We start from the raw sequence: 20,472 nt of genomic DNA, 5'->3' as shown, positions 1-20,472 counted from the left end.
CGGGGAGGAGGGGGGAACCTCGCGGAAAAAGCATTTGGTGAACACCAACACGCACTTTGGGGGGGCGCCCCCCCGATCCCGGGTGACCGCCCCACCGGCGTATAGAGGAGCGCCCCAAAGGGGCGCGGGGAACTGCGCGACCAGCCACAACGGGCCCGCAGCCGCGAAACGACCGCATCCCGAACGAACGATCCGCGCAGTCCCCGGCACTCCAAGCGGAGCGCCTACTTGCCCTTGGCGGCTTCCTTGAGCTTCGAGCCCGCCGAGACCTTGACGCTGTAGCCGGCCGGAATCTGGATCGGCTCGCCGGTCTGCGGGTTGCGGGCGGTGCGAGCGGCACGGTGGGTGCGCTCGAAGGTCAGGAAGCCGGGGATGGTGACCTTCTCGTCGCCCTTGGAGACGATGTCGCCGACAACCTCGGCGAAGGCGGCCAGCACGGCGTCGGCGTCCTTGCGGGTCACCTCGGCGCGGTCGGCCAGCGCGGCCACCAGCTCACTGCGGTTCATGTTGTTACTCCCGTGTTCTTCTTGCCGTTGAGGCGTGCCACGCGGCGGAGCCGCATGTTGGGCACAGCGATGCCGATGCTGCCAGGGCCCTCTGACATTCCCCGGACCCGGGTCGGTCGTCAGACCCTCGCGCCCAGGGAGGCATCCTGCCTCCACCTGCGGCGGTAAAGCCAATCCGGCACCCCCAGGAGTCGTGAGAACACCCTTGGGAGTCACACGCCGAGAGGGCCTGAGCCTTGCGCAACCCTAGAGGGCGATCCGAGGCCCGACATCCCGCGACGCGCCGGAGGGGCGGCCCGCCGTGGTGATCCTCACCACCACGCCACGGGCCGCCTTCCCCCGCCGGGGGAAACTACGCCACCACTCCGGCGGCCTTCGCCGCGTCCCGCACGGCGCCCGCGACGGCACCGGCGACCTTGTCGTTGAAGACGCTGGGGATGATGTAGTTCGGGTTGATCTCGTCCTCGGTCACCACGTCCGCCAGCGCGTGTGCGGCCGCAAGCATCATCTCGGTGTTGACGGTGCGGGACTGCGCGTCCAGCAGGCCGCGGAAGACGCCCGGGAAGACCAGCACGTTGTTGATCTGGTTCGGGAAGTCGCTGCGGCCGGTGGCGACGACCGCGGCCGTCTCGCGGGCGATCGCCGGGTCCACCTCGGGGTCGGGGTTCGCGAGCGCGAACACGATCGCACCGTCGGCCATGGCGGCCACGTCCTCGCCGTCCAGGACGTTGGGGGCGGAGACGCCGATGAAGACGTCCGCGCCGTGCACGGCCTCCTTGAGGGTGCCGGTGAGGCCCTCGGGGTTGGTGTTGTCGGCGATCCAGCGCAGGGCGGACTCGGGCGCGGCGTCCACCAGGTCGGCGCGGCCCGTGTGCACGACGCCGTGGATGTCGGCGACGACGGCGTTCTTCACACCGGCGGCGAGCAGCAGCTTGAGGATGGCCGTACCCGCCGCGCCGGCGCCGGACATGACGACCCGTACGTTCTCGATGGGCTTGCCGACCACGCGCAGCGCGTTGGTCAGCGCGGCGAGGACGACGATGGCGGTGCCGTGCTGGTCGTCGTGGAAGACGGGGATGTCGAGGGCCTCGCGCAGCCGGGCCTCGATCTCGAAGCAGCGGGGCGCGGAGATGTCCTCCAGGTTGATGCCGGCGAAGCCCGGGGCGATGGCCTTGACGATCTCGACGATCGCGTCGGTGTCCTGGGTGTCCAGGCAGATCGGCCAGGCGTCGATGCCGGCGAACCGCTTGAACAGGGCCGCCTTGCCCTCCATCACCGGCAGCGCGGCCTTCGGGCCGATGTTGCCCAGGCCCAGCACGGCGGAGCCGTCCGTCACGACCGCAACGGAGTTGCGCTTGATGGTCAGCCGCCGGGCGTCCTCGGGGTTCTCGGCGATCGCCATGCAGACCCGCGCCACGCCGGGCGTGTAGACCATGGACAGGTCGTCGCGGTTGCGGATGGGGTGCTTGGACTGCATCTCGATCTTGCCGCCGAGGTGCATGAGGAAGGTACGGTCGGAGACCTTGCCCAGGCTGACGCCCTCGATGCCCCGCAGCTGCTCCACGATCTCGTCGGCGTGGGCGGTCGAGCCGGCCGCGATGGTGACGTCGATGCGGAGCTTGTCGTGGCCGGAGGCCGTGACGTCGAGGCCGGTGACCGAGCCGCCCGCGGACTCCACCGCCGTGGTGAGCTGCGAGACGGCGGTTCCGCCGGCGGGCACCTCCAGTCGGACCGTCATCGAGTAGGAGACGCTGGGCGCCGTTGCCATGGCCGACTTCCTCTGCTTTCACCGTGTAACTGGGTTGTGCCGTCCGATCGTCGCACCTACCACTGGGTACGCGGTAGCCGCCCCGGATTGCGAACTTTTTGTTCGCTCCGGTTTCGGAAAACGACTTCCACCATACGAGAAGTAGCCCGTCGGGGGAAGGCCCGCCGGAAGACTCGGGCGGGGACGCGGCACGATCGCGGCGCGATGGCCGAAGGAACCCGCGGGACGGGAATTGTCTTGCGGGGATCGTTTGTTACCTTGGACGTGGCACCGGCTCGATCCAAGCCCCCGGGCCCAACCTTCGTCGCTACGAGCGACCACTTGCCGCGAGGCGAGCATGGCGGGTCGGTGCCACTTGAACAGAGCGGAAGGCCCGCGCCGTCGACGGCGCGGGCCTTTTGCACGTCTGCGGCCGGTTCCCCCGGCCCGGCGCTCAGTCGCGCAGCAGGTCCGGCACCCCCGAGGCGTCCGGCTCGTCCCGTTCGCTGGAGACGACCGTCAGCTGCTGGGTGGCCCGGGTCAGGGCGACGTACAGCACGCGCAGTCCGGCGGGCGACTCGTCGGCGATCTCGGCCGGGGAGACGACCACCGTGGCGTCGTACTCCAGGCCCTTGGCCTCCAGGCTGCCCAGCGCCACCACGCGGTCGCCGAGGCCGTCCAGCCAGCGCCGGGCCTCCTCGCGCCGGTTCATGGCGACGACGACGCCGACGGTGCCGTCGACGAGGCCGAGCAGCCGGTCCGCCTCCGCGCGGACCGTCCGGGCCAGGGACTCCTCCACCACCGCGAAGCGCGGCTGCACACCGGTCGAGCGTACGGCCGACGGGGACGGCGAGCCGGGCATGGCCAGTGCCAGGACCTTCGCCGCCAGCTCGGCGATCTCGGCCGGGTTGCGGTAGTTCACGGTCAGCTCGAAGCGGCGGCGCGGGCGGGTGCCGAGGGCCTCGTCACGGGCGGCCGCCGCCTCGTCGGGGTCGGACCAGGAGGACTGCGCCGGGTCGCCGACGACCGTCCAGGTGGCGTGCCGGCCGCGGCGGCCGACCATCCGCCACTGCATGGGCGTGAGGTCCTGCGCCTCGTCGACGATGACGTGCGCGTACTCGGTGCGCTCCTGCGCGAGGCGCTCGGCACGCTCCCACTGGGTCTCCTCGCGCTGCGGCATCAGCTCCTCCAGCCCGGTGAGCTGGTCCAGCGGGTCCTGCTCGCGCCGCTTGCGGGGGCGGGCCGGGGTGCCGACGATCGCCTGGAGTTCGTCGAGCAGGGCGATGTCGTGCACGGAGTAGCCCTCGCGCCGCAGCGAACGGGCGACCTTGCGGACCTCGCCCGGGTTCAGCACGCGCCGGGCCCAGCGGCCCAGGCGGCGCTCGTCCGCCATGGCGGCCAGCACGGCGCCCGGGGTCAGCTCGGGCCACCAGGCGTCCAGGAAGCCGGTGAAGGAGTCCTCGGAGCTGACGTCCTCGTCGAAGGAGGAGCGCAGCTCGGCGGCCAGCTCGGGGTCGCTGTGCCGGGTGCCGGCGCCCGACTTCTCCCACAGGGCGTCCAGGAGCAGCCGGCGGGCGCGCGGACGCAGCAGGTTGACGGGCGCGGTGCCGCCGAGGACGGTGCGGCGGATGCCGGCCAGCTCCTCGCCCTCCAGCTCGAGGCGGCGGCCGAAGGCGACGACCCTGAGCAGCGTCGGCGAGTCGGCCGGCTCCAGCGCTCCGCGCGCGGCCCTGCGCAGCACCCTGAGCATCCGGGCGGAGCCCTTGGCCCGGGCGGTGGCCGGGGAGTCGTAGAGGGTGGCCTCCGCGCCCGCCGCGTCGTCGGCCAGTGAACCGATCGCACGGATGGCGACCTGCCCCTCCTCGCCGAGCGAGGGCAGCACGCCCTCGGTGTACGCCACCAGCAGCGGCGTCGGCGAGACGATCAGGATGCCGCCCGCGTACCGGCGCCGGTCCTGGTAGAGCAGGTACGCCGCCCGGTGCAGCGCGACGGCGGTCTTGCCGGTGCCGGGGCCGCCCTCGACGTAGGTCACGGAGGCGGCGGGGGCGCGGATCACCTGGTCCTGCTCCGCCTGGATGGAGGCCACGATGTCCCGCATGGAGTGGGTACGGGCCTGGCCGAGGGCGGCCATCAGGGCGCCGTCGCCGACGACGGCCAGCTCCTCGCCGTCCAGCCGGGCCGTGATCTCGGGCCGCATCAGGTCGTCCTCGACACCGAGGACACGCCGCCCCTTGGAGCGGATCACCCGGCGGCGCACGACCCGGCCCGGGTCGACCGGCGTGGACCGGTAGAAGGGGGCGGCGGCGGGCGCCCGCCAGTCGATGACCAGCGGCGCGTAGTCCTCGTCCAGGACGCCGATGCGGCCGATGTGCAGGGTCTCGGCGATGTCGGCGGTGCCGTCGGGCCCGAGGGCGCCCTCGGCGGGCTCGACGGCCGTGTACGCGCCGTCCGGGCCCTTCTTGCCGTCCTTGCCGAGGAGCAGGTCGATGCGGCCGAACAGGAAGTCCTCGAACTCGTTGTTCAGGCGGTTGAGGTGGATGCCGGCCCGGAAGACCTGCGCGTCGCGCTCGGCGAGGGCGCCGGGCGTGCCGACGTGGCCGCGCTGCGCGGCGTCGTGCATGAGGAACTCCGCCTCGTGGATCTTCTCCTCGAGGCGCCGGTACACCCGGTCGAGGTGCGCCTGTTCCACGTCGATCTCTCGGTCGCGCACGGAATCCTCCCGCGCGGAGTCCCCTCGTACAGGTCGTACGGGGTCGTGCTCCGAGTCGACCGCTGAATCCTGTTGAGCCTGTGCGGCCACCGGGCCCCCTTCTGACGTGCTGGGCAGCCGTCAAAAATACGCGAAGGGGGCCCGGGAAGCTACGGCGCGCCTGCGGCCCGCGCTACGCGTCGACCTCCACGAGCCGCTTTCCGTCGAAGGTCATGACCTCGAAGTGGGAGATCTGGTTGGGTTCGAAGGCGGCGCCGCCGTGCACGTAGAGCGGCTTCTTGGCCTTCTCGGTGGTGGCGCCCGGGATGCCGTACCCCCAGTCGGGGACCGTCCAGGAGGTGAGCGTCTCCCGCTCGCCGTTCTTGCCGACGGCGATCAGGGAGCACTTCTGGGGGCCCTTGAGGTTCTTCAGCTCCAGGACCGTTTCGGTGCCCCAGGCCTTCTTCTCCAGGGCCACGGTCGCGCTGACCTGCGTGCCCGGGTCGGTGGCGGTGACCCGGTCCGGCATGGCGGCGAAGGCGGACTCGGCGGGGCTCGCGGCCTGCTGCGTCGCCTCGGCCCTGCGGCCGCCGCCGTCGTCACCGCCGCCCCCGCCGCCCGTGGTCGCCACGGCGGCGAACGGGCCGCCGATGATCAGCGCGGCCGCGGTGCCCACCAGGTAGAAGTTGCGGCGGCGTTTGCTCGCGCGGCGTTCGGCGACCTCGTCGACGAGCTTCTCCGAGAGCCGTGCGCTGGGCTTCACGGTGAGCGACTCGGCGACCGCGGGGGTGCCCGTGCCCGGCAAGTCCGCGAGCGCCGCCATCATCGGCTCCATGCCGGCCAGCTCGTCGAGCTGCTGGGCGCACCACTCGCAGGTGGCGAGGTGGGCCTCGAAGGCCGTCGCCTCGGCGTCGTCGAGGATCCCGAGGGCATAGGCGCCGACGGTCTCGTGCTCGTTCGGCGCCGGTGTTCCCTGCATGGGGACAGAGTTACCCGTGTCCCCCGGGCCGAATCCCTGGACGCCCCCGTACCCGCTCATCACGCCGTCACCCCCCGCTCCTCCAGAGCCAGCTTCATCGAACGCAGGGCGTAGAACACCCGGGAGCGAACGGTGCCGCTGGGTATGCCCAGTGTCTGCGCCGCCTCATTGACGGTACGCCCCTTGAAGTACGTCTCGACGAGGACCTCCCGGTGGGCCGGGGTCAGGTCGTCGAGCGCGTCCGACAGCGTCATCAGCCACAGCGCCTTGTCGATCTCGTCCTCCGCGGGGATGACCTCCAGCGGCGACGGATCGACCTCCTGCGGCCGGGCCTGCCGGCTGCGGTGGCCGTCGATGACGATGCGGCGTGCGACCGTCACCAGCCAGGGGCGTACCGATCCGGTCGCACGGTTGAGCTGACCGGCGTTCTTCCAGGCACGGATGAGCGTCTCCTGGACGACGTCCTCGGCGCGCTGGCGGTCCCCCGCGACCAGCCGCAGCACGTAGGCCAGCAAGGGGCCGGCGTGCTCGCGGTACAGCGCGCGCATCAGCTCCTCGTCGGGTTCCGAGGACGACTGCGACATGCGATGTCGGGCCCTCGCACCACGTTCATTGGCCACGACGGAATCCTTGCGCACGCCCACCTCCGATGTCCGGGGGTTCCCCCAGTCGGTCGCTCGCCCATTCGGTACGGACGCGAAGTGCGGCGTGTTCAAAACGAGATGAGGGATTTCTCGAAGGCGCCGCACGAAGGGGGCGCGGGCGGACTTACCGGGACAGCGCGACGCGGCGGCGGTGCCGGGCGACGCGCTCGCGGTTGCCGCAGATCTCGCTGGAGCACCAGCGCCGGCGGCGGCCGCGGGAGGTGTCCACGTACACGATGGGGCAGTTGTCGCCCGCGCACTGCCTGAGGCTCGCCCGCGCGACGGGGTCGGTGAGCAGTTCCACGGCGTCCCGGGCCAGCGCCCCGAGCAGCGCGGCGCACCGCGGTGGCCCGGTCAGCTCCCGCACCAGGGTGCCGTCCTCGCCGGGCACCGCACGGGGTGCGGGGGGTGCGGCGAGGGCGAGTTCGTTGACGCGGGCGAGGGCGAGTTCGTAGGGGCGGTTGCGGGGCACCGGCCTGCCGCGCACCAAGCGGGCGGTCTCGCCGCGCAGTTCGCGGAAGCCGGTCAGCCAGGAGAGGTCGGCGTGGGCCAGCGGGGTGCCGGGCGGGACGAGTCCGGAGCCGGTGATCCAGGCGCGCAGGGCGTCGACGGAGTCCAGGCGTTCCGCAGGGTGGGTGGTGGCGATGAGGTCCAGACTGATCCGCCCGGTGTCGAACCGCAGCTCGTACGGGTCGGTGGCCGTACCCAGTGCCATGTTCCTGTCACCGCCTAGGGCTTGCCCGCTCAGGCACGGGCCCGGAAAGGGGAGCAGGGAGACCGCGCGCGGACCGCTTGCGGAGCGCTCCCCTCTACAGTGCCTGCCCGCACCCGCGCCCGGAACCCCTCGTACCGCCCCCTCGTGGACGCTCGCGTATGCGCCCGCGCGCCCGGGCCATGTCCGGCGCGCCGCGGGGCCCGTTGGCTGGACGCATGACAGACATCAACGGGGAACGGCGGGCCCGAGCCGCCGGTGGAGTACTGGTCGCGGCCACGGTCGCCGCGGGTCTGATGGCCGGGGCCTTCTACGTCTTCGCCTGCGCCGTGATGCCGGCGCTGGCGCGCAGCGAGGACCGGGTGTACGTCGACGTGATGCGCGACATCGACGACGTGATCCAGAACCCGGTGTTCCTGCTGGTCTTCATGGGCGCACTCGCCCTCGCGGGCCTCGCGGCGTGGCAGTCGCGCGGGACGCCGGGCAGCCGGTGGATCTGGGCGGGCGCGGCGGCGTACGTGCTCGCGTTCCTGGTCACCGTGGTCGGCAACGTCCCCCTCAACGACGCCCTGGCCCGCCCCGGCGACCCGGCGACGCTGCGGGAGCGGTTCGAGGACCCGTGGGTGGCCTGGAACGTCGTCCGCGCCGTGCTCTCGACGCTGGCGACGGCCTGCCTGGCCGCAGGCCTGGCGACACGCGTCCGACGACCGGCACAGTCCACGCCCCGCACGCCCCGACAGCCCACGGCGACCCACGGCACACCCCACCCGACCGGCCACTGAGCACGGGCCCAGACGGACACCTCACGTCGGGCACCCGCAGCCTGCCTGACCGCCAGCCCTACGACACGGTGCCACCAACCGCCCTCTGACGTCCCGGACGCCACGGCGACCCACGGGACACCCCCACCCGTCCGGCCACTGAGCACCGGGCACCGCGGGCGTCTCGCCGGTGGGCGGCCGGTCCGCGGTGTGGCCGCCGGCCGGCCGCGTCGTATCCGGCCTGGAACGACCGTGCCGCGCAGGGCTCAGTCGGTCGTGTACTTGGCGTCCGTGGCCGGGTCCAGGGCGAGGCGGTAGCCGCGTTTGACCACCGTCTGGATCAGCTTCGGGGTGCCCAGGGACGTGCGCAGGCGGGCCATGGCCGTCTCGACGGCGTGTTCGTCGCGGCCGGTGCCCGGCAGGGCCCGCAGCAGCTCCGCGCGCGGCACGACCCAGCCGGGCCGCCGGGCCAGGGCGCGCAGCAGGGACATGCCGGCGGGCGGCACGGTCCGCAGCTCCCCGTCGACGAGCACCGCGTGGCCGCGGATCTCCAGCCGGTGCCCGGCGACGGGCAGGGCACGGGCGCGGGCCGGCAGTTCCTGGCAGAGCAACTGGACGAGGGGCCCGAGCCGGAAGCGCTCGGGCTGGACCGTGTCCACGCCGTGCGCCTGGAGCGGCACCGCGGTGACCGGCCCGACGCAGGCGGGCAGCACGTCGTGGCCGAACGCGGCGAGCAGCTCCGGCAGCAGGCCCCGTTCCTCGGCCCGGCCCAGCAGGGACACCGCGGCGGGCGCGCTGGTGAAGGTCACGGCGTCCACGCCCCGCGACACCGCGGCGTCCAGCAGCCGGTCCACCGGACCGAGGTCCTCCGGCGGCAGCCACCGGTACACGGGCACGCCCACCACCTCGGCCCCGCCCTCCCGCAGCGCCTCCACGAACCCCGGCAGCGGCTCGCCGTGCAGTTGTACGGCGATCCGGCGGCCCGCCACGCCCTGCTCCAGGAGCCGGTCCAGGACCTCGGCCATGGACTCCGAGGCGGGCGACCACTCCTCGGTCAGCCCCGCGGCCCGTACCGCGCCCTTGACCTTGGGCCCGCGCGCCAGCAGTTCCACCGTGCGCAGCCGCTCCAGCAGGGTGTCGCCGAGCCCCCAGCCGTCGGCGGCCTCGACCCAGCCCCGGAACCCGATGGCGGTGGTGGCGACCACGACGTCCGGCGCCCGGTCGACGATCCGCTTGGTCGCGGCCATCAGCTCGCCGTCGTCGGCCAGCGGCACGATCCGCAGCGCCGGCGCGTGCAGGACGGTGGCCCCGCGCCGCCCGAGCAGCGCGCCCAGTTCGTCGGCCCGGCGGGCGGCGGTCACGCCCACGGTGAACCCGGCCAGCGGGCCGTGGCCGGGCCGCCGCGCTCCGTCGTCCACGCCACCCGCGCCACTCACGTCGCTTACGTCGTCCATCGCTCGCCGCGCTCCGATCCGTTCACACCCACGTGCACAGTCACGTGGCGACCGAGCCTGTCAACCGTGCGTGACGGGCTCGGTTCCGCCTCATGTCACCAGTGTTACGTCACACCTCGGCGTAGCTGCGCCGCGTCTCCGCCTCCGCCGGTCCCACCCTCGTCCCGCCGCGCACGGCGGGACGGCGGAGGTATACCGACCAGGTCACCACGATGCACACGGCGTAGCAGGCCAGGAAGGCGACGAAGGCGCCGGTGCCCGAGCCCGAGGAGAGGAAGGACTGACGGAAGGCGAGGTTGATCCCGACGCCTCCCAGGCCTCCCACCGCGCCGATGAGCCCCATCGACGCACCCGACAGCCGCCGCCCGTGCCGTACGGCCTCCTCTCCCGTCAGCCCCCGGGCCAGCGCCTTGGAGTGGAAGATGTGCGGGATCATCTTGAACGTCGAGCCGTTGCCGAGCCCACTGAGCATGAACAGCACCACGAACACGGTCACGAACAGCGCCAGCGACTTCTCCCTACTCGCCACGACGAGGACGGCGGTGGCCGCGGCCATGGCGACGAAGTTCCACAGGGTGATCCTCGAACCGCCGTACCGGTCGGCGAGCCTGCCGCCCAGCGGGCGGACGAGCGAACCGAGCAGCGGTCCGACGAACGTGAGGTAGGCCGCCTGCAGCGGTGTCCGCCCGAACTGGGTCGTCAGCACCTGTCCGAAGGCGAAGCTGTAGCCGATGAAGGAACCGAAGGTGCCGACGTACAGCACCGACATGATCCAGGTGTGGGCGTCCCTGGCCGCGTCCTTGGCCGCTCCGGTGTCGTTCTTCACCGTGGTGAGGTTGTCCATGAAGCGCGCGGCGAGGACGGCGGCCACGAGGATCAGCGGAATGTAGATGCCGAGCAGCACCCGGGGCCCGCCGCTCGCCCCGATGATCGCGAGCGCGACGAGCTGGATGACGGGCACACCGACGTTCCCGCCGCCGGCGTTGAGGCCCAGCGCCCATCCCTTCTCCCTGAGCGGGAAGAAGGCGTTGATGTTGGTCATGGAGGAGGCGAAGTTGCCGCCGCCGATCCCGGCCAGCAGCCCGACCAGCAGGAACGTCGAGAAGGACGTCCCGGGCTCCATCACGACGAAGGCCGCGAGCGTCGGGACGAGCAGCATGCTCGCCGAGACGACCGTCCAGTTCCGTCCGCCGAAGACGGCCACCGCGAAGGTGTACGGCACCCGTACGACGGCACCGACGAGGGTCACCACGGACGTCAGCAGGAACTTGTCGGCCGGGGTCAGCCCGTACTCCGGGCCCATGAAGAGCACCAGCACGGACCACAGGGTCCAGACGGAGAACCCGATGTGCTCGGAGAGCACGGAGAAGAAGAGGTTCCGCCGGGCCGTTCGCCGTCCCGTCTCCTTCCAGAAGGTCTCGTTCTCGGGATCCCAGTACTCGATCCAGCGTCCGCCACGGGCTTTCATCGCGCCTCCACGGTGCTCCACAGCTCGGTGGCACCGACGCTAGGCAGGACGCGTTTCGGGCCGGTGGGGCTGTGGATGACCGGGAGGGAACGTCGCTCTCACCCGGCTCGGGCGCGGGGTGAGAGATCGCGGTCAGCCCTGCGGGGGCCGGGGCTGCCAGTGCGGGTTCTGCTGCGGGTGGCCCTGCGGCGGGTACGGCTGCTGCGGCTGCGGTTGCTGCGGCGCGTACGGCTGCTGCTGCGGCTGGGCGTGCGGCTGCGGGGGCTGCTGCGGCGGATACGGCTGCTGGGCCTGCGGGGGCGCGTAGGGCTGCTGGGCCTGCGGAGCCGCGTAGGGCTGGGCCTGCGGAACCGGCTGCGGGGCGTACGGCTGCTGGACCTGCTGCGGCCCGCCGTACGGCTGCTGCTGCGGCGGCTGGGCGGCGTACTGGCCGGGGGCGGGCTGTCCGTAGCCCCCGGGCACGGCACCGAACGGGTTCCCGTGCCCCGGCAGCTGCCCGCCGGGCGGCAGGTACCGCATCCGCCCCGTCTCGTCGGCCATCGGCACGAACCCGGCGGCCTGCAGCCGGGCCGCGAACTTGGCGTTGCGCTTGCGGGTGACGAGGAAGCCGATGCCCAGGGCCGCCATGAGGACCAGCCAGATGATCCCGGAGAGGACGAAGTCGTCGGACGAACCGCCCTCGCGGAAGGCGATGGCCACACAGGCGACGGTGCCGCCGAGCGCGCCGTAGCCCATGTTCTTCTGGGCGTTCTTGCCGGTGAGGTCGAAGTTGATGCGCGCCTTGAGGAGTTCGAAGGCGTCCGGCACGAGCGGCGGCAGCGACACGCCGTCGCCGGCGTTCGGGTACTGCGCCCAGTTCTGCGCGGCCCGGGTGCGGGCCTGCGGGCTCGGGTCGGGGACGAGCAGCATGGTGAGCGCGGCGTTGTTCCCCCCGCTCTGGCGCACGTCGGCGTATTCGTACCCGAACTGCTGGGCGACGAAGGCGAGCTTGGCGAGCTTCTTCACCGAGGACATCCGGCTGGTGAGCTGGACCGGCTCCCCGCTCGCCATCAACTCCAGCATCTTCCGCGTCTGCCGCTTGCTCATCCCGCTGCTCCCCCTGACCGGCTCACGCCACCCTGTTCACTCCCGCAACCGGGGCAGTCTCGCACGGGACAGGACGGGACGGTACCGGCGGGCAACGCGAACCACGGACGCGCTCCGGGCCGTCAGCCCGCCGCCCACATGCGCCGCGCGACGACCAGCCGCCGCCCCTCCGTGAGCAGCGCCGTCCCCACCAGCGCCGAGCTGCCGAGCGGCAGGGCCAGCCAGGGCCAGGCCACGGACCGCGGGTCCACGAGCGCCTGGGCGACCTGCACCATGAGGGTCACGGACATGGCGGCGGCCATACAGATCACGGCCGTCACCGACGCCCGGTAGCGCCACCGCTCGCTGTTCTGCCGGGCCAGGCTGCGCACGCCCTTGGAGAACACCCAGGCCAGCAGCGCGCCCACGATGGTCAGCAGGGCCGAGACCCCCAGCACGTTCGCCGCGACCTCGACTCCGGGCGAGGGCCGCGGAAAGGGGTCGCGCACCCGCTGGGAGAGCACCGCCCACCAGGTCGCCACCAGAAGGGGCACGCCGAGCAGCACCACCGTGCCGACCCGCTTGCCCGTGGCGTGCAGCGCGGCGCGGGCGTAGGCCCCGGCGACCACCCGGGCGCTGCCCCACTCGGTGATCGCGGTCCGCTGCGCCGCCGTCGGGTTCATGCCCTGCTCCCGGCAGGCGGCCGCCGTCTCGGCCAGGCCGTCCCGCACCTCCTCGACGATCTCCTCGCGCCATCTGCGTGACCCGCACAGACGGGCCGCGACGTCCCTGAGGTAGTCGTCGATCAGGCCGGGGTCTTCGTTCGGGCCGGGGTCGTCGGTCAGGTCGAGACGGTCCATGTCCCGGGTCCCCCCATTACACCGGTGATCACTTCGGCGGCTCGGTGCCAGGCCTGGCGCCGTTCCTTCAGCGCCTCGACCCCGGAGGGGGTCAGTTCGTAGGTCCGGCGCCTGCGTCCCCCGACCTCGCTCCAGCCGCTGGAGACGAGACCGGCGCTCTCCAGGCGGCGCAGGGCCGGGTAGATCGTGCCGGACGGCAGCGACACCTCGCCGTCGCTGCGCTCCCGCAGCGTCTCGATGACCGCGTACCCGTAGGTCGGACCGGACTCGAGGACGGCCAGGATCATCCCCTCCAGGTGGCCCTTCAGCACTTCAGCCCTCATAGATAGCCACACTACATGAGCAGGGAGGACCAGTCGATGCCCTCGTCGTGGCCGTCGCGCTCGCCCCGCCCGTCGCTCACGCTCCGGTAGGAGCCGCCGTAGTAGAGGAGGGGACGCACGGCCGGTCCGTCCACCGCCTTGGTGGCCCTCCTGACCCGCCCCACGACGATGTCGTGGTCCCCGGCGCGCACCACCTGCTCGGACCGGCACTCCAGTACCGCGAGGGCCGCCGGCAGCAGTGGGGTCCCGTCCTCGCCCGACCCGAACTCCTGCCCGTCGAAGCGGTCGAGGCCCGGGGCGGCGAAGCGGGCGGACACCTCCCGCTGGTCCTCGCCCAGGACGTGCACCGCGAACGGGCCGGGCCGGGTGAACGCCGCGTGCTGCGAGGAGGACCGTGCCGCCGCGAACAGCACCAGCGGGGGGTCGAGCGAGACGGACGCGAAGGAGTTGACGGTCATGCCCCGCGGCCCGTGCGGGGTCATCGCGGTCACCACCGCGACGCCGGTGGCGAACCGGCCGAGGACACGGCGCAGGGCGCGGGCGTCGTCCACGGGCACGTCGACGACGGCGGCCGCGGCTCCGGTGCTCACGGTCACGGCCGGACCACCTCGGTCAGCCGGTGCACGACGCCGTCCAGGCGCGGCAGGGCCCGGAACTCGTCCCCGACCCTCCGGACGGCGCGGCCGAAACTCTCCTCGGTCAGCAGCCGGCGGACGCCCGACCGGACGGCGTCGGGGTCGAGGCGCTCGGGGTCGAGCACCGGGAAGGGTCCCTTGGACGCGTTGGTGCAGCAGATGCCCATCCCCAGGTTGGCGAGGTTCATGCCCACCACCGGCTGGTCCGCGCCCAGCGGGAGGGTGAGCATCGGAAGCCCGTGCGCGATGCCGTTGAGCACCGAGGTGTAGCCGGCCTGGTTCATGAAGACCGAGCAGTGCGCGAGGAAGGCCCGGTGATCGATGTACGGCACCAGCCGGGTGTTCGCGGGCAGGGCGCCGAAGCTCTCCGGGTCGGAGCCGCGGCCCGTGCCGACCACCAGGTCGATGTCGTCGTCGGCGAGGGACCCGACGACGGTACGGATGACCCGGCGGCCCGCGTCGCTCGCCACGAAGGTGGTACCCAGGGACAGGTGCACGACCGGCCGGTCCCCCAGAGCGGCGACCCAGTCCGGCAGCTCTCCTTCCCTGCCTTGGCCCGCGTTGTCGAACTCCGGGGGGCAGTAGCGGAACTCCTGGGGATAGGGCTCCCCGAAGGGGAAGTCGAGGACGCGGGGCCTGCGGTGCACGTAGAGGTAGCCGTAGAGCCTGCGCAGTTCGGGGTCGGGGTCCAGGCCGTAGCGGTTCGTGAGAGCGGACACCGCCTCGCCGGCCATCGCCAGCATGACGTTGCGCTCCGCCCCCATGCCGGGGGTGAAGCAGGCCAGGGCGACGCCGGCCCGCTCCGCCGCCACCCAGGCCCCGAACTCCAGGGCGTCGCGGACGACGAGATCCGGCTTGAAGGCGTCGATCACGCCCGCCAGGTCGTCGACCATGCCCCGGGTGGCGACCTCGGCGAACGCCGCGAGTTGCCCGTCGCCGCCGTGGCGGTGGAACTCGGGCAGGGAGCCGGGGTCCGCCTGGGACCAGTCGGCCCCCGCCCCCACGGCGGGGATCCGGCGAAGCGTGAAGTGCTCCTGGAAGGAGGGTGCGGTGGCGACGAGGACGGTGTGCCCGGCCCGCTCCGCCGCCCGGGCCAGGGGTGCCATGGCGTGCAGGTGCGCGATGCCCGGCACGCAGGTGAACAGGATTCTCATCTGATGTCCGTTCCTTCCTGTGCTCAGACCGACAGCCGGTAGGGGACGAAGGTCTCGGCGTACCGCATTCCGAGGGAGCCGCCCGCCGCCGCGTCCACGCGGCGGACCTGGGCGATGCTGCGCGGGTTGCCGTCGGACCGCATCTGGGTGCCGTAGGCGCGCAGGGCCTCCTCCTTCGCCTCCCAGTGCGCGGAGATGTCGACGTGCACCCGCCACGGCTCCGCGTGGGAGGACCAGGCCTCTTCCGCCCCGCTGTACCCGAGCACCGCACGGGGGGTCGGCTTGAGGTCGGGGCTGTGCACCCGGCAGGCCGCGAACGCCGCCCGGTGGACGGCCTGGTGGTCCTGGTGGAAACCGCCGGCCGCCGGGATCAGCGCGGTCGCCGGGCGTACCGCGGCGAGGGAGACGGCTGAGTCCCGCTCGATGAGGTTGACCAGGTCACGCTGGCGGGTGGTGATGTCGAGGCTGCCCTCCTCGTCCCGCCAGGCGAGCTCCGCGGAGGTGACGCCGAGCGCGGCGCAGGCCAGTTTGAACTCCGAGGTGCGTACGTCGCCGTCGCTGTGTCCGCCCCACATGCGGCCGACGCGGACGGTGACCGCGAGGACGTGGACGCGGTGGCCGGCGGCGGCCAGCCGGGCGATGGTGCCGCCGCAGCCCAGGGTCTCGTCGTCGGGGTGCGGGGCGATCACGAGCACGTCGGGGCCCGGCAGCATGGAGAAGTGGTCGCCGGGCGTGCCGTCCCGGACGGGCGCCGGCGTGGACGAGAGGTCAGACATGCGGTCTTCCTTCCGTTGGGTTGCCCCGTGGGTTCCCCTGCGGGTCTCCCGGTGGGCTTTCCTCCGGGCTCCCCTTCGGGGGAACGGACGGTTCGAGGTCGGGGCCCGCCTCGGCGTCCAGGCCCTGGCGCAGGGCGGCGACCGCGGCCACGGTCAGCGCGGCGGCGGTGCCCGTCTGTGCGGCGACGGCCACCGGGGCGTTCCAGGTGTCGGCGGCCCAGCCCGTCAGGTAGGCCCCGAGGGGGCGGCTGCCGAGGAACACCATCAGGTAGACGGCCATGACCCGGCCGCGTACCACCGGCGTCGTGGCGAACTGCACGTAGGTGGCGGCGGTCGAGACGAAGGCGAGCTGGGTCGCGCCGACCACCGCCATCAGTACGGCGAACACCCACAGGGACGGCGACAGGGCCGCGACCAGCTGCACTCCGCAGAACAGCAGGGCGCACGTCACCAGCCTGCGCAGGGTCACGGAGGACCTGGTGGCCGCGACGGCGGCCCCGGCGAGCGAGCCGACGGCCATGCAAGCGCCGAGCAGCCCCAGCTGTCCCGGTCCGCCGCCGAACTCCTGGGTGCCGATCAGGGTGATGACCAGCTGGGAGTTGAGGCCGAAGGCCGCGACGGCGCCGACCACGGCCAGCACCAGCCGTATCTCGCGGTGCCCGCGGACGTAGGCGAGGCCGCCGCGCACCAGCCGCCCGCCGGTGGCCCGCGGGCCGGGCCTGAGCGCGGCCCGGTCCATGCGGAGCAGCGGCCACACGGAGGCCGCGATCACCAGCCCCGCGACGAGGAGCACGGGACCGGTGCCCCAGAGCCCGATGAACAGCCCGCCGGCCCCCGCGCCCAGCAGGCGGGTGACGTTGAACGACCCCGCGCACAGGGCGACCGCGCTGCCCAGGTCCCGCGGCGGCACGGTCTCGGGCACGAACGCCTGGGCCGTGGGCTGCCACAGCGCGTTGCAGGCGCCCATCAGCGAGGCGATCGCGAAGACGTGCCAGAGCCGGCCGGCACCGGCGGTCACCAGGAGGCCGAGGGTCAGCCCGCCGAGGGCGGTGGCGAGTTGGGTGGCCACGACGGTGGCCCACTTCGGGTAGCGGTCGGCGACCACGCCGCACAGCGGGCCGAGGACGAGGAAGGGGACGAACTGCAGGGCCGTGACGACGCCGAGCGCGGTGCCCGAGCCGTCGGTCAGTTCGAGCACCAGCCAGTCCTGGGCCAGCCAGTGCACCCACAGCGCGGAGCTGCTGAGGGACAGATGGGCGAACCAGTACCGGAAGTTCGGCCGCCGCAGGGCCCGCAGTCCCGCGTCGCTCATCCGGTGTCCGCTCCCGCCCCGCCCGGTCCGCGCAGCACCGCGGCGGCGTTGAAGCCGCCGGTGCCGCGCGCCACCACCAGGGCGGTGCGCAGGCCGGGGACCTCCCGGGGCGAGACGACCAGGTCGAGGTCGGCGTACTCCGCGGCGGGGTCCAGGTTCACCGACGGGGGGATCACCCGGTGGGCGAGGGCGAGGGCGGCCCAGGCGATGTCCAGTGACGCACCGCCGCTGCACAGCCGCCCCGTCATGGTCTTGGGGACGGTGACCGGGACGGGGCGCGTGCCGAACACCGCCCGGACCATGTCGGCCTCCTGCCGGTCTCCCACCGCCGTGCCCGCGCCGTCGGCGAAGATCACGTCGATGTCGTCGGGAGTGCGGCCGGCCTGGCGCAGGGCCTCACGGACCGCGCGGGTGAACTGCGCGCCGTCCGGGGACGGCTCGGCCGGGTCCCAGCCGTCCTGGGTGGCGGCGGTTCCCAGGATCTCGGCGTAGACCCGCAGGCCACGGCGGCGTACCCGCTCCTCGGACTCGACCACCAGCATCGCCCCGCCCTCGCCGGGCACGAACCCCTCGCCGCCGAAGGGCCGGTAGGCCGTCAGCGGGTCCGGATCACGGCTGATGCCGGGCTGGTCGGACTGGCAGACCAGCGCGTACGGGGAGAGCGGGGCCTCGGTGCCGCCGACCAGGACGGCGCCGGTACGCCGCCGGATCAGGCGACGGGCCTGGGCGAGGGCGTCGATGCCCCCCGCGCCGTCCGACACCAGAACGCCGCAGGCGCCCTTGAGCTGGTGCCGGATGGAGATCTGGCCGGTGCTCGCCGCGTAGAACCAGCCGATCGACTGGTAGGCACTGACCTTGCGCGGCCCCTGGCTCCACAGTGCCTGGATCTCCCGCTGGCCGAAGGCGTTGCCCCCCGATCCGGCGGCGGTGACCACGGACAGGTCGAAGGGGAACTCCTGGTCCGGGGTGAGCCGGGCGTCGTCCAGGGCCAGCCGGGCGGCGGCCAGCGCCATCCACGTCCCCCGGTCGGTCTGCACAGCCAGCCGGCTGTCGACGAACGCGTCGGGGTCGAAGCCGGGCACCTGCCCGGCCGTGCGGACGGGGGCGGGGTGGCCGCCCGCGCCCGGCTCGGGCAGGGTCCCGATGCCGGACGCTCCGCGCAGTGAGTTCTCCCAGTGCGCCGTGGTGCCCACTCCGGTCGGCGCGACGACGCCGAGACCGGTGATGAAGGCGCGATTCGTCCTCATGCCGCCTCCCCGAGACCGGAGAAGACCATCGCGGACTGGAAGCCGCCGAAGCCGGAGCCGACCGACAGGGCGTGGCGGACATCGGCGTCCCGGGCCTCCAGGGGGGTGTAGTCCAGGTCGCACTCGGGGTCGCGGGTGGTGAGGTTCGCCGTCGGCGGGACCGTGCCGCGCTGGATCACCAGGGCGCAGGCCGCCATCTCGATCGACCCGATGGCTCCCAGCGAATGCCCCACGACCGATTTGATGGAGCTGATCGGCACGTGGTAGGCCGTCTCGCCCAGGACGCGCTTGTACGCGGCTGTCTCGTGCCGGTCGTTCTGCCGGGTGCCGGAGCCGTGGGCGCTGATGTAGCCGAGGCCCTCGGGGGCGAGACGGGCCCCGTCCATCGCGTGCAGGATCGCCTCGCTGAGTTCGAAGCCGTCCGGGCGCAGTCCCGTCATGTGGAATCCGTTCGCGCGGGCGGCGTACCCGGTGATCTCGCAGTAGATCTCCGCGCCGCGTGCCCGGGCGTGCTCGTACTCCTCCAGCAGGAGTACCGCGGAGCCCTCGCCGAGGACGAAGCCCGAGCGGTCCGCGTCGAAGGGCCTCGACGCCTGCTCCGGCTCGTCGTTGCGGTTGGTGGTGGCCCGGATCGCGTCGAAGCACGTCACGGTGATCGGTGAGATGGGCGCGTCGGACGCGCCGGCGATCATGACGTCGGCGGAGCCCTCCTCGATGACCATCAGGGCGTGCCCGATGGAGTCGATGCCGGAGGTGCATCCGGTGGAGACCACGGCCGCCGGTCCGTGCACGCGGTAGCGGGCGGCCAGTTCGGCGGCGGCGCTGGAGGGGACGAGCGACTGGTACATGAACGGCAGCACGTGGCGCCCGTCGACGTGCCAGTCGGCACCGTGGTTGCTGGCGACGACGTACTCGTCCTCCAGCCGGATGGTGGCGCCGACCGCGGAGCCGAGGGTGACGCCGATCCGGTCGGTGTCGGTGGCGGCGGCCGCGAGGTCGAGTCCGGAGTCCTCGAGCGCCTCGTCGGCGGCGGCCACGGCCAGCTGCACGAACCGGTCCATCCGCCGGACCTCGCGGGCGGTGAGACCGTGGGCGGCCGGGTCGAAATCGCACTCGGCGGCTATCTGCGAGCGGTACGGGGACGGGTCGAAGGCCTGGATACGGCGGATCGCGGGCTTTCCGTCCACGATCCGCGCCCAGAACTGCTCACGGCCCGGGCCGCCGGGTGCCATCACCCCGACGCCCGTGACGACGGTGCGCCTCATGCCCGTTCCCCCTGTGCAGGGGCGGCGGCCGGTGCGGCGGCCGGTGCCGCGTCGCCCGGTCCCGGTTCGGTGTCGACGTGCCCGAGTTCGGGACGCGGGGCGAGCGGGCTGAGCTGGAAGACGGCCAGCGTCTCGCCGGCGGCCGTGCTGGTCAGCCGGTGACGGACGTTGCGCGGGATGAGGAGGGCATGGTCTTCGGCCACCTCGACCGCCTCGCCGTCGAGTTCGGCCTTCAGGCGGCCCCGGGCCACGTACAGGTACTCCTCGGAGTAGGGGTGGTAGTGCTCGGTCACGGTCTCGCCGGGTGCCAGCCGCACCGCTCCGCAGAAGCCCGAGGAGCTGCCGGCGGTGACCGGGGTGACCATGGCGCGCAGGTCACCTCCGCGGCGGGTGTTGGCGGGTACGTCGTCGAAGCCGACGACGGTGCGCCTGCGCGCTTCCAGACGGTCCTTGAGGATCTTCATCTGGACGACGCTGTTGCCGTTGATCCGGTCGGTCATGGCGGCGGTGTCCAGGGGCGCCTCGGGGCGCATCCAGAAGTCCTGGGTCCAGCGCATGACCGTGCGGTCGGGTGCCTCCTCGTGGAAGGTCCACACGATGTTCATGAACTCGAAGGGGCCGGTCTCCACCCGGCGCGCCCGCACCACCCGCCGTTCCTCGTCCCAGTGCCGCTCCGACACCCAGGACCACACCCGGCCCTGCTCGTCGGGGTGCATGGTGAGCCGGAAGCGGACGGAGTCCGCGCTCTCGGCCAGCACTTCGACGGACGCGTACTCGGTGAACAGGTCCGGCCAGGACCGCACGTCGTTGAGGTGCGTCCAGACGAACCCGGCCGGTGCGTCGACGGTGATCTCGTTCTCGGTGTGTCCTATCAC

The 20,472-nt window shown here is 73.0% G+C and carries 19 protein-coding genes; 1 reads left to right on the top strand and 18 read right to left on the bottom strand.

Annotated features, from left to right (window positions below):
- Nucleotides 1-224: 224 nt before the first annotated feature.
- From ACZ7MF_RS22440 to ACZ7MF_RS22415, 6 genes are all read right to left on the bottom strand, one after another.
- On the bottom strand, nucleotides 225-506 hold the full coding sequence (locus ACZ7MF_RS22440) for an HU family DNA-binding protein (protein WP_003950507.1): 282 nt from the start codon (nucleotides 504-506) through the stop codon (nucleotides 225-227).
- A gap of 352 nt (nucleotides 507-858) precedes the next feature.
- Nucleotides 859-2,274, bottom strand: a complete 1,416-nt coding sequence (locus tag ACZ7MF_RS22435; RefSeq protein ID WP_356858589.1) for an NAD-dependent malic enzyme — start codon at nucleotides 2,272-2,274, stop codon at nucleotides 859-861.
- 433 nt (nucleotides 2,275-2,707) lie between these two features.
- Nucleotides 2,708-5,053, bottom strand: coding sequence for a HelD family protein (locus ACZ7MF_RS22430; RefSeq protein WP_471479106.1), 2,346 nt, complete (start codon nucleotides 5,051-5,053; stop codon nucleotides 2,708-2,710).
- Nucleotides 5,054-5,135: 82 nt separating this feature from the next.
- Nucleotides 5,136-5,921, bottom strand: coding sequence for an anti-sigma U factor RsuA (gene rsuA / locus ACZ7MF_RS22425; RefSeq protein ID WP_471479104.1), 786 nt, complete (start codon nucleotides 5,919-5,921; stop codon nucleotides 5,136-5,138).
- Nucleotides 5,922-5,980: 59 nt separating this feature from the next.
- Nucleotides 5,981-6,505, bottom strand: coding sequence for a sigma-70 family RNA polymerase sigma factor (locus ACZ7MF_RS22420; RefSeq protein WP_007450155.1), 525 nt, complete (start codon nucleotides 6,503-6,505; stop codon nucleotides 5,981-5,983).
- A 184-nt stretch (nucleotides 6,506-6,689) separates the two neighbouring features.
- Entirely contained in the window at nucleotides 6,690-7,280 is a 591-nt protein-coding gene (locus tag ACZ7MF_RS22415) for a CGNR zinc finger domain-containing protein (protein WP_471479101.1), read from the bottom strand.
- Nucleotides 7,281-7,495: 215 nt separating this feature from the next.
- Here ACZ7MF_RS22415 and ACZ7MF_RS22410 point away from each other — a divergent pair, with 215 nt between their 5' ends.
- Nucleotides 7,496-8,059: an anthrone oxygenase family protein gene (locus ACZ7MF_RS22410; protein ID WP_471479098.1), complete on the top strand. Its 564-nt coding sequence runs from the start codon at nucleotides 7,496-7,498 to the stop codon at nucleotides 8,057-8,059.
- A gap of 245 nt (nucleotides 8,060-8,304) precedes the next feature.
- Here the strand turns inward: ACZ7MF_RS22410 and ACZ7MF_RS22405 are convergent, their stop codons facing one another.
- From ACZ7MF_RS22405 to ACZ7MF_RS22350, 12 genes are all read right to left on the bottom strand, one after another.
- Nucleotides 8,305-9,492, bottom strand: a complete 1,188-nt coding sequence (locus ACZ7MF_RS22405) for a uroporphyrinogen-III synthase (RefSeq protein WP_471479096.1) — start codon at nucleotides 9,490-9,492, stop codon at nucleotides 8,305-8,307.
- A gap of 109 nt (nucleotides 9,493-9,601) precedes the next feature.
- Complete coding sequence (locus tag ACZ7MF_RS22400) at nucleotides 9,602-10,960, bottom strand: MFS transporter (RefSeq protein ID WP_471479092.1); 1,359 nt, start codon at nucleotides 10,958-10,960, stop codon at nucleotides 9,602-9,604.
- Nucleotides 10,961-11,092: 132 nt separating this feature from the next.
- Nucleotides 11,093-12,046 (bottom strand): hypothetical protein, encoded by a 954-nt coding sequence (locus ACZ7MF_RS22395; protein WP_471479089.1) that lies wholly within the window; start codon nucleotides 12,044-12,046, stop codon nucleotides 11,093-11,095.
- Nucleotides 12,047-12,168: 122 nt separating this feature from the next.
- Nucleotides 12,169-12,885, bottom strand: coding sequence for a permease prefix domain 1-containing protein (locus ACZ7MF_RS22390; protein ID WP_471479087.1), 717 nt, complete (start codon nucleotides 12,883-12,885; stop codon nucleotides 12,169-12,171).
- Complete coding sequence (locus ACZ7MF_RS22385) at nucleotides 12,867-13,208, bottom strand: PadR family transcriptional regulator (protein ID WP_042822343.1); 342 nt, start codon at nucleotides 13,206-13,208, stop codon at nucleotides 12,867-12,869. The genes ACZ7MF_RS22390 and ACZ7MF_RS22385 overlap by 19 nt, the downstream gene beginning before the upstream one ends.
- Nucleotides 13,209-13,219: 11 nt before the next feature.
- Nucleotides 13,220-13,804, bottom strand: coding sequence for a flavin reductase family protein (locus ACZ7MF_RS22380; protein ID WP_471479084.1), 585 nt, complete (start codon nucleotides 13,802-13,804; stop codon nucleotides 13,220-13,222).
- Nucleotides 13,801-14,997 carry a glycosyltransferase gene (locus tag ACZ7MF_RS22375; protein ID WP_471479081.1) on the bottom strand — a complete coding sequence of 399 codons (1,197 nt, stop codon included), beginning with the start codon at nucleotides 14,995-14,997 and terminating at the stop codon, nucleotides 13,801-13,803. Before ACZ7MF_RS22375 ends, ACZ7MF_RS22380 begins: the two co-directional genes overlap by 4 nt.
- Before the next feature lie 23 nt (nucleotides 14,998-15,020).
- A complete protein-coding gene (locus ACZ7MF_RS22370; protein ID WP_471479078.1) occupies nucleotides 15,021-15,773 on the bottom strand; it encodes a PIG-L deacetylase family protein in 753 nt (250 codons plus the stop codon).
- Complete coding sequence (locus ACZ7MF_RS22365) at nucleotides 15,766-17,085, bottom strand: MFS transporter (protein WP_471479076.1); 1,320 nt, start codon at nucleotides 17,083-17,085, stop codon at nucleotides 15,766-15,768. The genes ACZ7MF_RS22370 and ACZ7MF_RS22365 overlap by 8 nt, the downstream gene beginning before the upstream one ends.
- Nucleotides 17,082-18,332, bottom strand: coding sequence for a beta-ketoacyl synthase N-terminal-like domain-containing protein (locus ACZ7MF_RS22360; RefSeq protein WP_471479074.1), 1,251 nt, complete (start codon nucleotides 18,330-18,332; stop codon nucleotides 17,082-17,084). Before ACZ7MF_RS22360 ends, ACZ7MF_RS22365 begins: the two co-directional genes overlap by 4 nt.
- Nucleotides 18,329-19,597 carry a beta-ketoacyl-[acyl-carrier-protein] synthase family protein gene (locus ACZ7MF_RS22355; protein ID WP_471479073.1) on the bottom strand — a complete coding sequence of 423 codons (1,269 nt, stop codon included), beginning with the start codon at nucleotides 19,595-19,597 and terminating at the stop codon, nucleotides 18,329-18,331. Before ACZ7MF_RS22355 ends, ACZ7MF_RS22360 begins: the two co-directional genes overlap by 4 nt.
- On the bottom strand, nucleotides 19,594-20,472 hold the full coding sequence (locus ACZ7MF_RS22350) for a cupin domain-containing protein (protein WP_471479071.1): 879 nt from the start codon (nucleotides 20,470-20,472) through the stop codon (nucleotides 19,594-19,596). Before ACZ7MF_RS22350 ends, ACZ7MF_RS22355 begins: the two co-directional genes overlap by 4 nt.

The organism is Streptomyces sp. NPDC111628 (genome assembly GCF_055635195.1).
Note: the sequence above shows the minus strand (reverse complement) of the source record. Positions and strands in the feature narration are given on the sequence as shown.

Bases quoted from the DNA above. Each gene is read 5' to 3' on its own strand.
- ACZ7MF_RS22440 (WP_003950507.1), bottom strand. From the start codon at position 506: ATGAACCGCAGTGAGCTGGTGGCCGCGCTGGCCGACCGCGCCGAGGTG.
- ACZ7MF_RS22435 (WP_356858589.1), bottom strand. From the start codon at position 2,274: ATGGCAACGGCGCCCAGCGTCTCCTACTCGATGACGGTCCGACTGGAG.
- rsuA (WP_471479104.1), bottom strand. From the start codon at position 5,921: ATGCAGGGAACACCGGCGCCGAACGAGCACGAGACCGTCGGCGCCTAT.
- ACZ7MF_RS22420 (WP_007450155.1), bottom strand. From the start codon at position 6,505: ATGTCGCAGTCGTCCTCGGAACCCGACGAGGAGCTGATGCGCGCGCTG.
- ACZ7MF_RS22415 (WP_471479101.1), bottom strand. From the start codon at position 7,280: ATGGCACTGGGTACGGCCACCGACCCGTACGAGCTGCGGTTCGACACC.
- ACZ7MF_RS22410 (WP_471479098.1), top strand. From the start codon at position 7,496: ATGACAGACATCAACGGGGAACGGCGGGCCCGAGCCGCCGGTGGAGTA.
- ACZ7MF_RS22405 (WP_471479096.1), bottom strand. From the start codon at position 9,492: ATGGACGACGTAAGCGACGTGAGTGGCGCGGGTGGCGTGGACGACGGA.
- ACZ7MF_RS22400 (WP_471479092.1), bottom strand. From the start codon at position 10,960: ATGAAAGCCCGTGGCGGACGCTGGATCGAGTACTGGGATCCCGAGAAC.
- ACZ7MF_RS22395 (WP_471479089.1), bottom strand. From the start codon at position 12,046: ATGAGCAAGCGGCAGACGCGGAAGATGCTGGAGTTGATGGCGAGCGGG.
- ACZ7MF_RS22390 (WP_471479087.1), bottom strand. From the start codon at position 12,885: ATGGACCGTCTCGACCTGACCGACGACCCCGGCCCGAACGAAGACCCC.
- ACZ7MF_RS22385 (WP_042822343.1), bottom strand. From the start codon at position 13,208: ATGAGGGCTGAAGTGCTGAAGGGCCACCTGGAGGGGATGATCCTGGCC.
- ACZ7MF_RS22375 (WP_471479081.1), bottom strand. From the start codon at position 14,997: ATGAGAATCCTGTTCACCTGCGTGCCGGGCATCGCGCACCTGCACGCC.
- ACZ7MF_RS22370 (WP_471479078.1), bottom strand. From the start codon at position 15,773: ATGTCTGACCTCTCGTCCACGCCGGCGCCCGTCCGGGACGGCACGCCC.
- ACZ7MF_RS22365 (WP_471479076.1), bottom strand. From the start codon at position 17,085: ATGAGCGACGCGGGACTGCGGGCCCTGCGGCGGCCGAACTTCCGGTAC.
- ACZ7MF_RS22360 (WP_471479074.1), bottom strand. From the start codon at position 18,332: ATGAGGACGAATCGCGCCTTCATCACCGGTCTCGGCGTCGTCGCGCCG.
- ACZ7MF_RS22355 (WP_471479073.1), bottom strand. From the start codon at position 19,597: ATGAGGCGCACCGTCGTCACGGGCGTCGGGGTGATGGCACCCGGCGGC.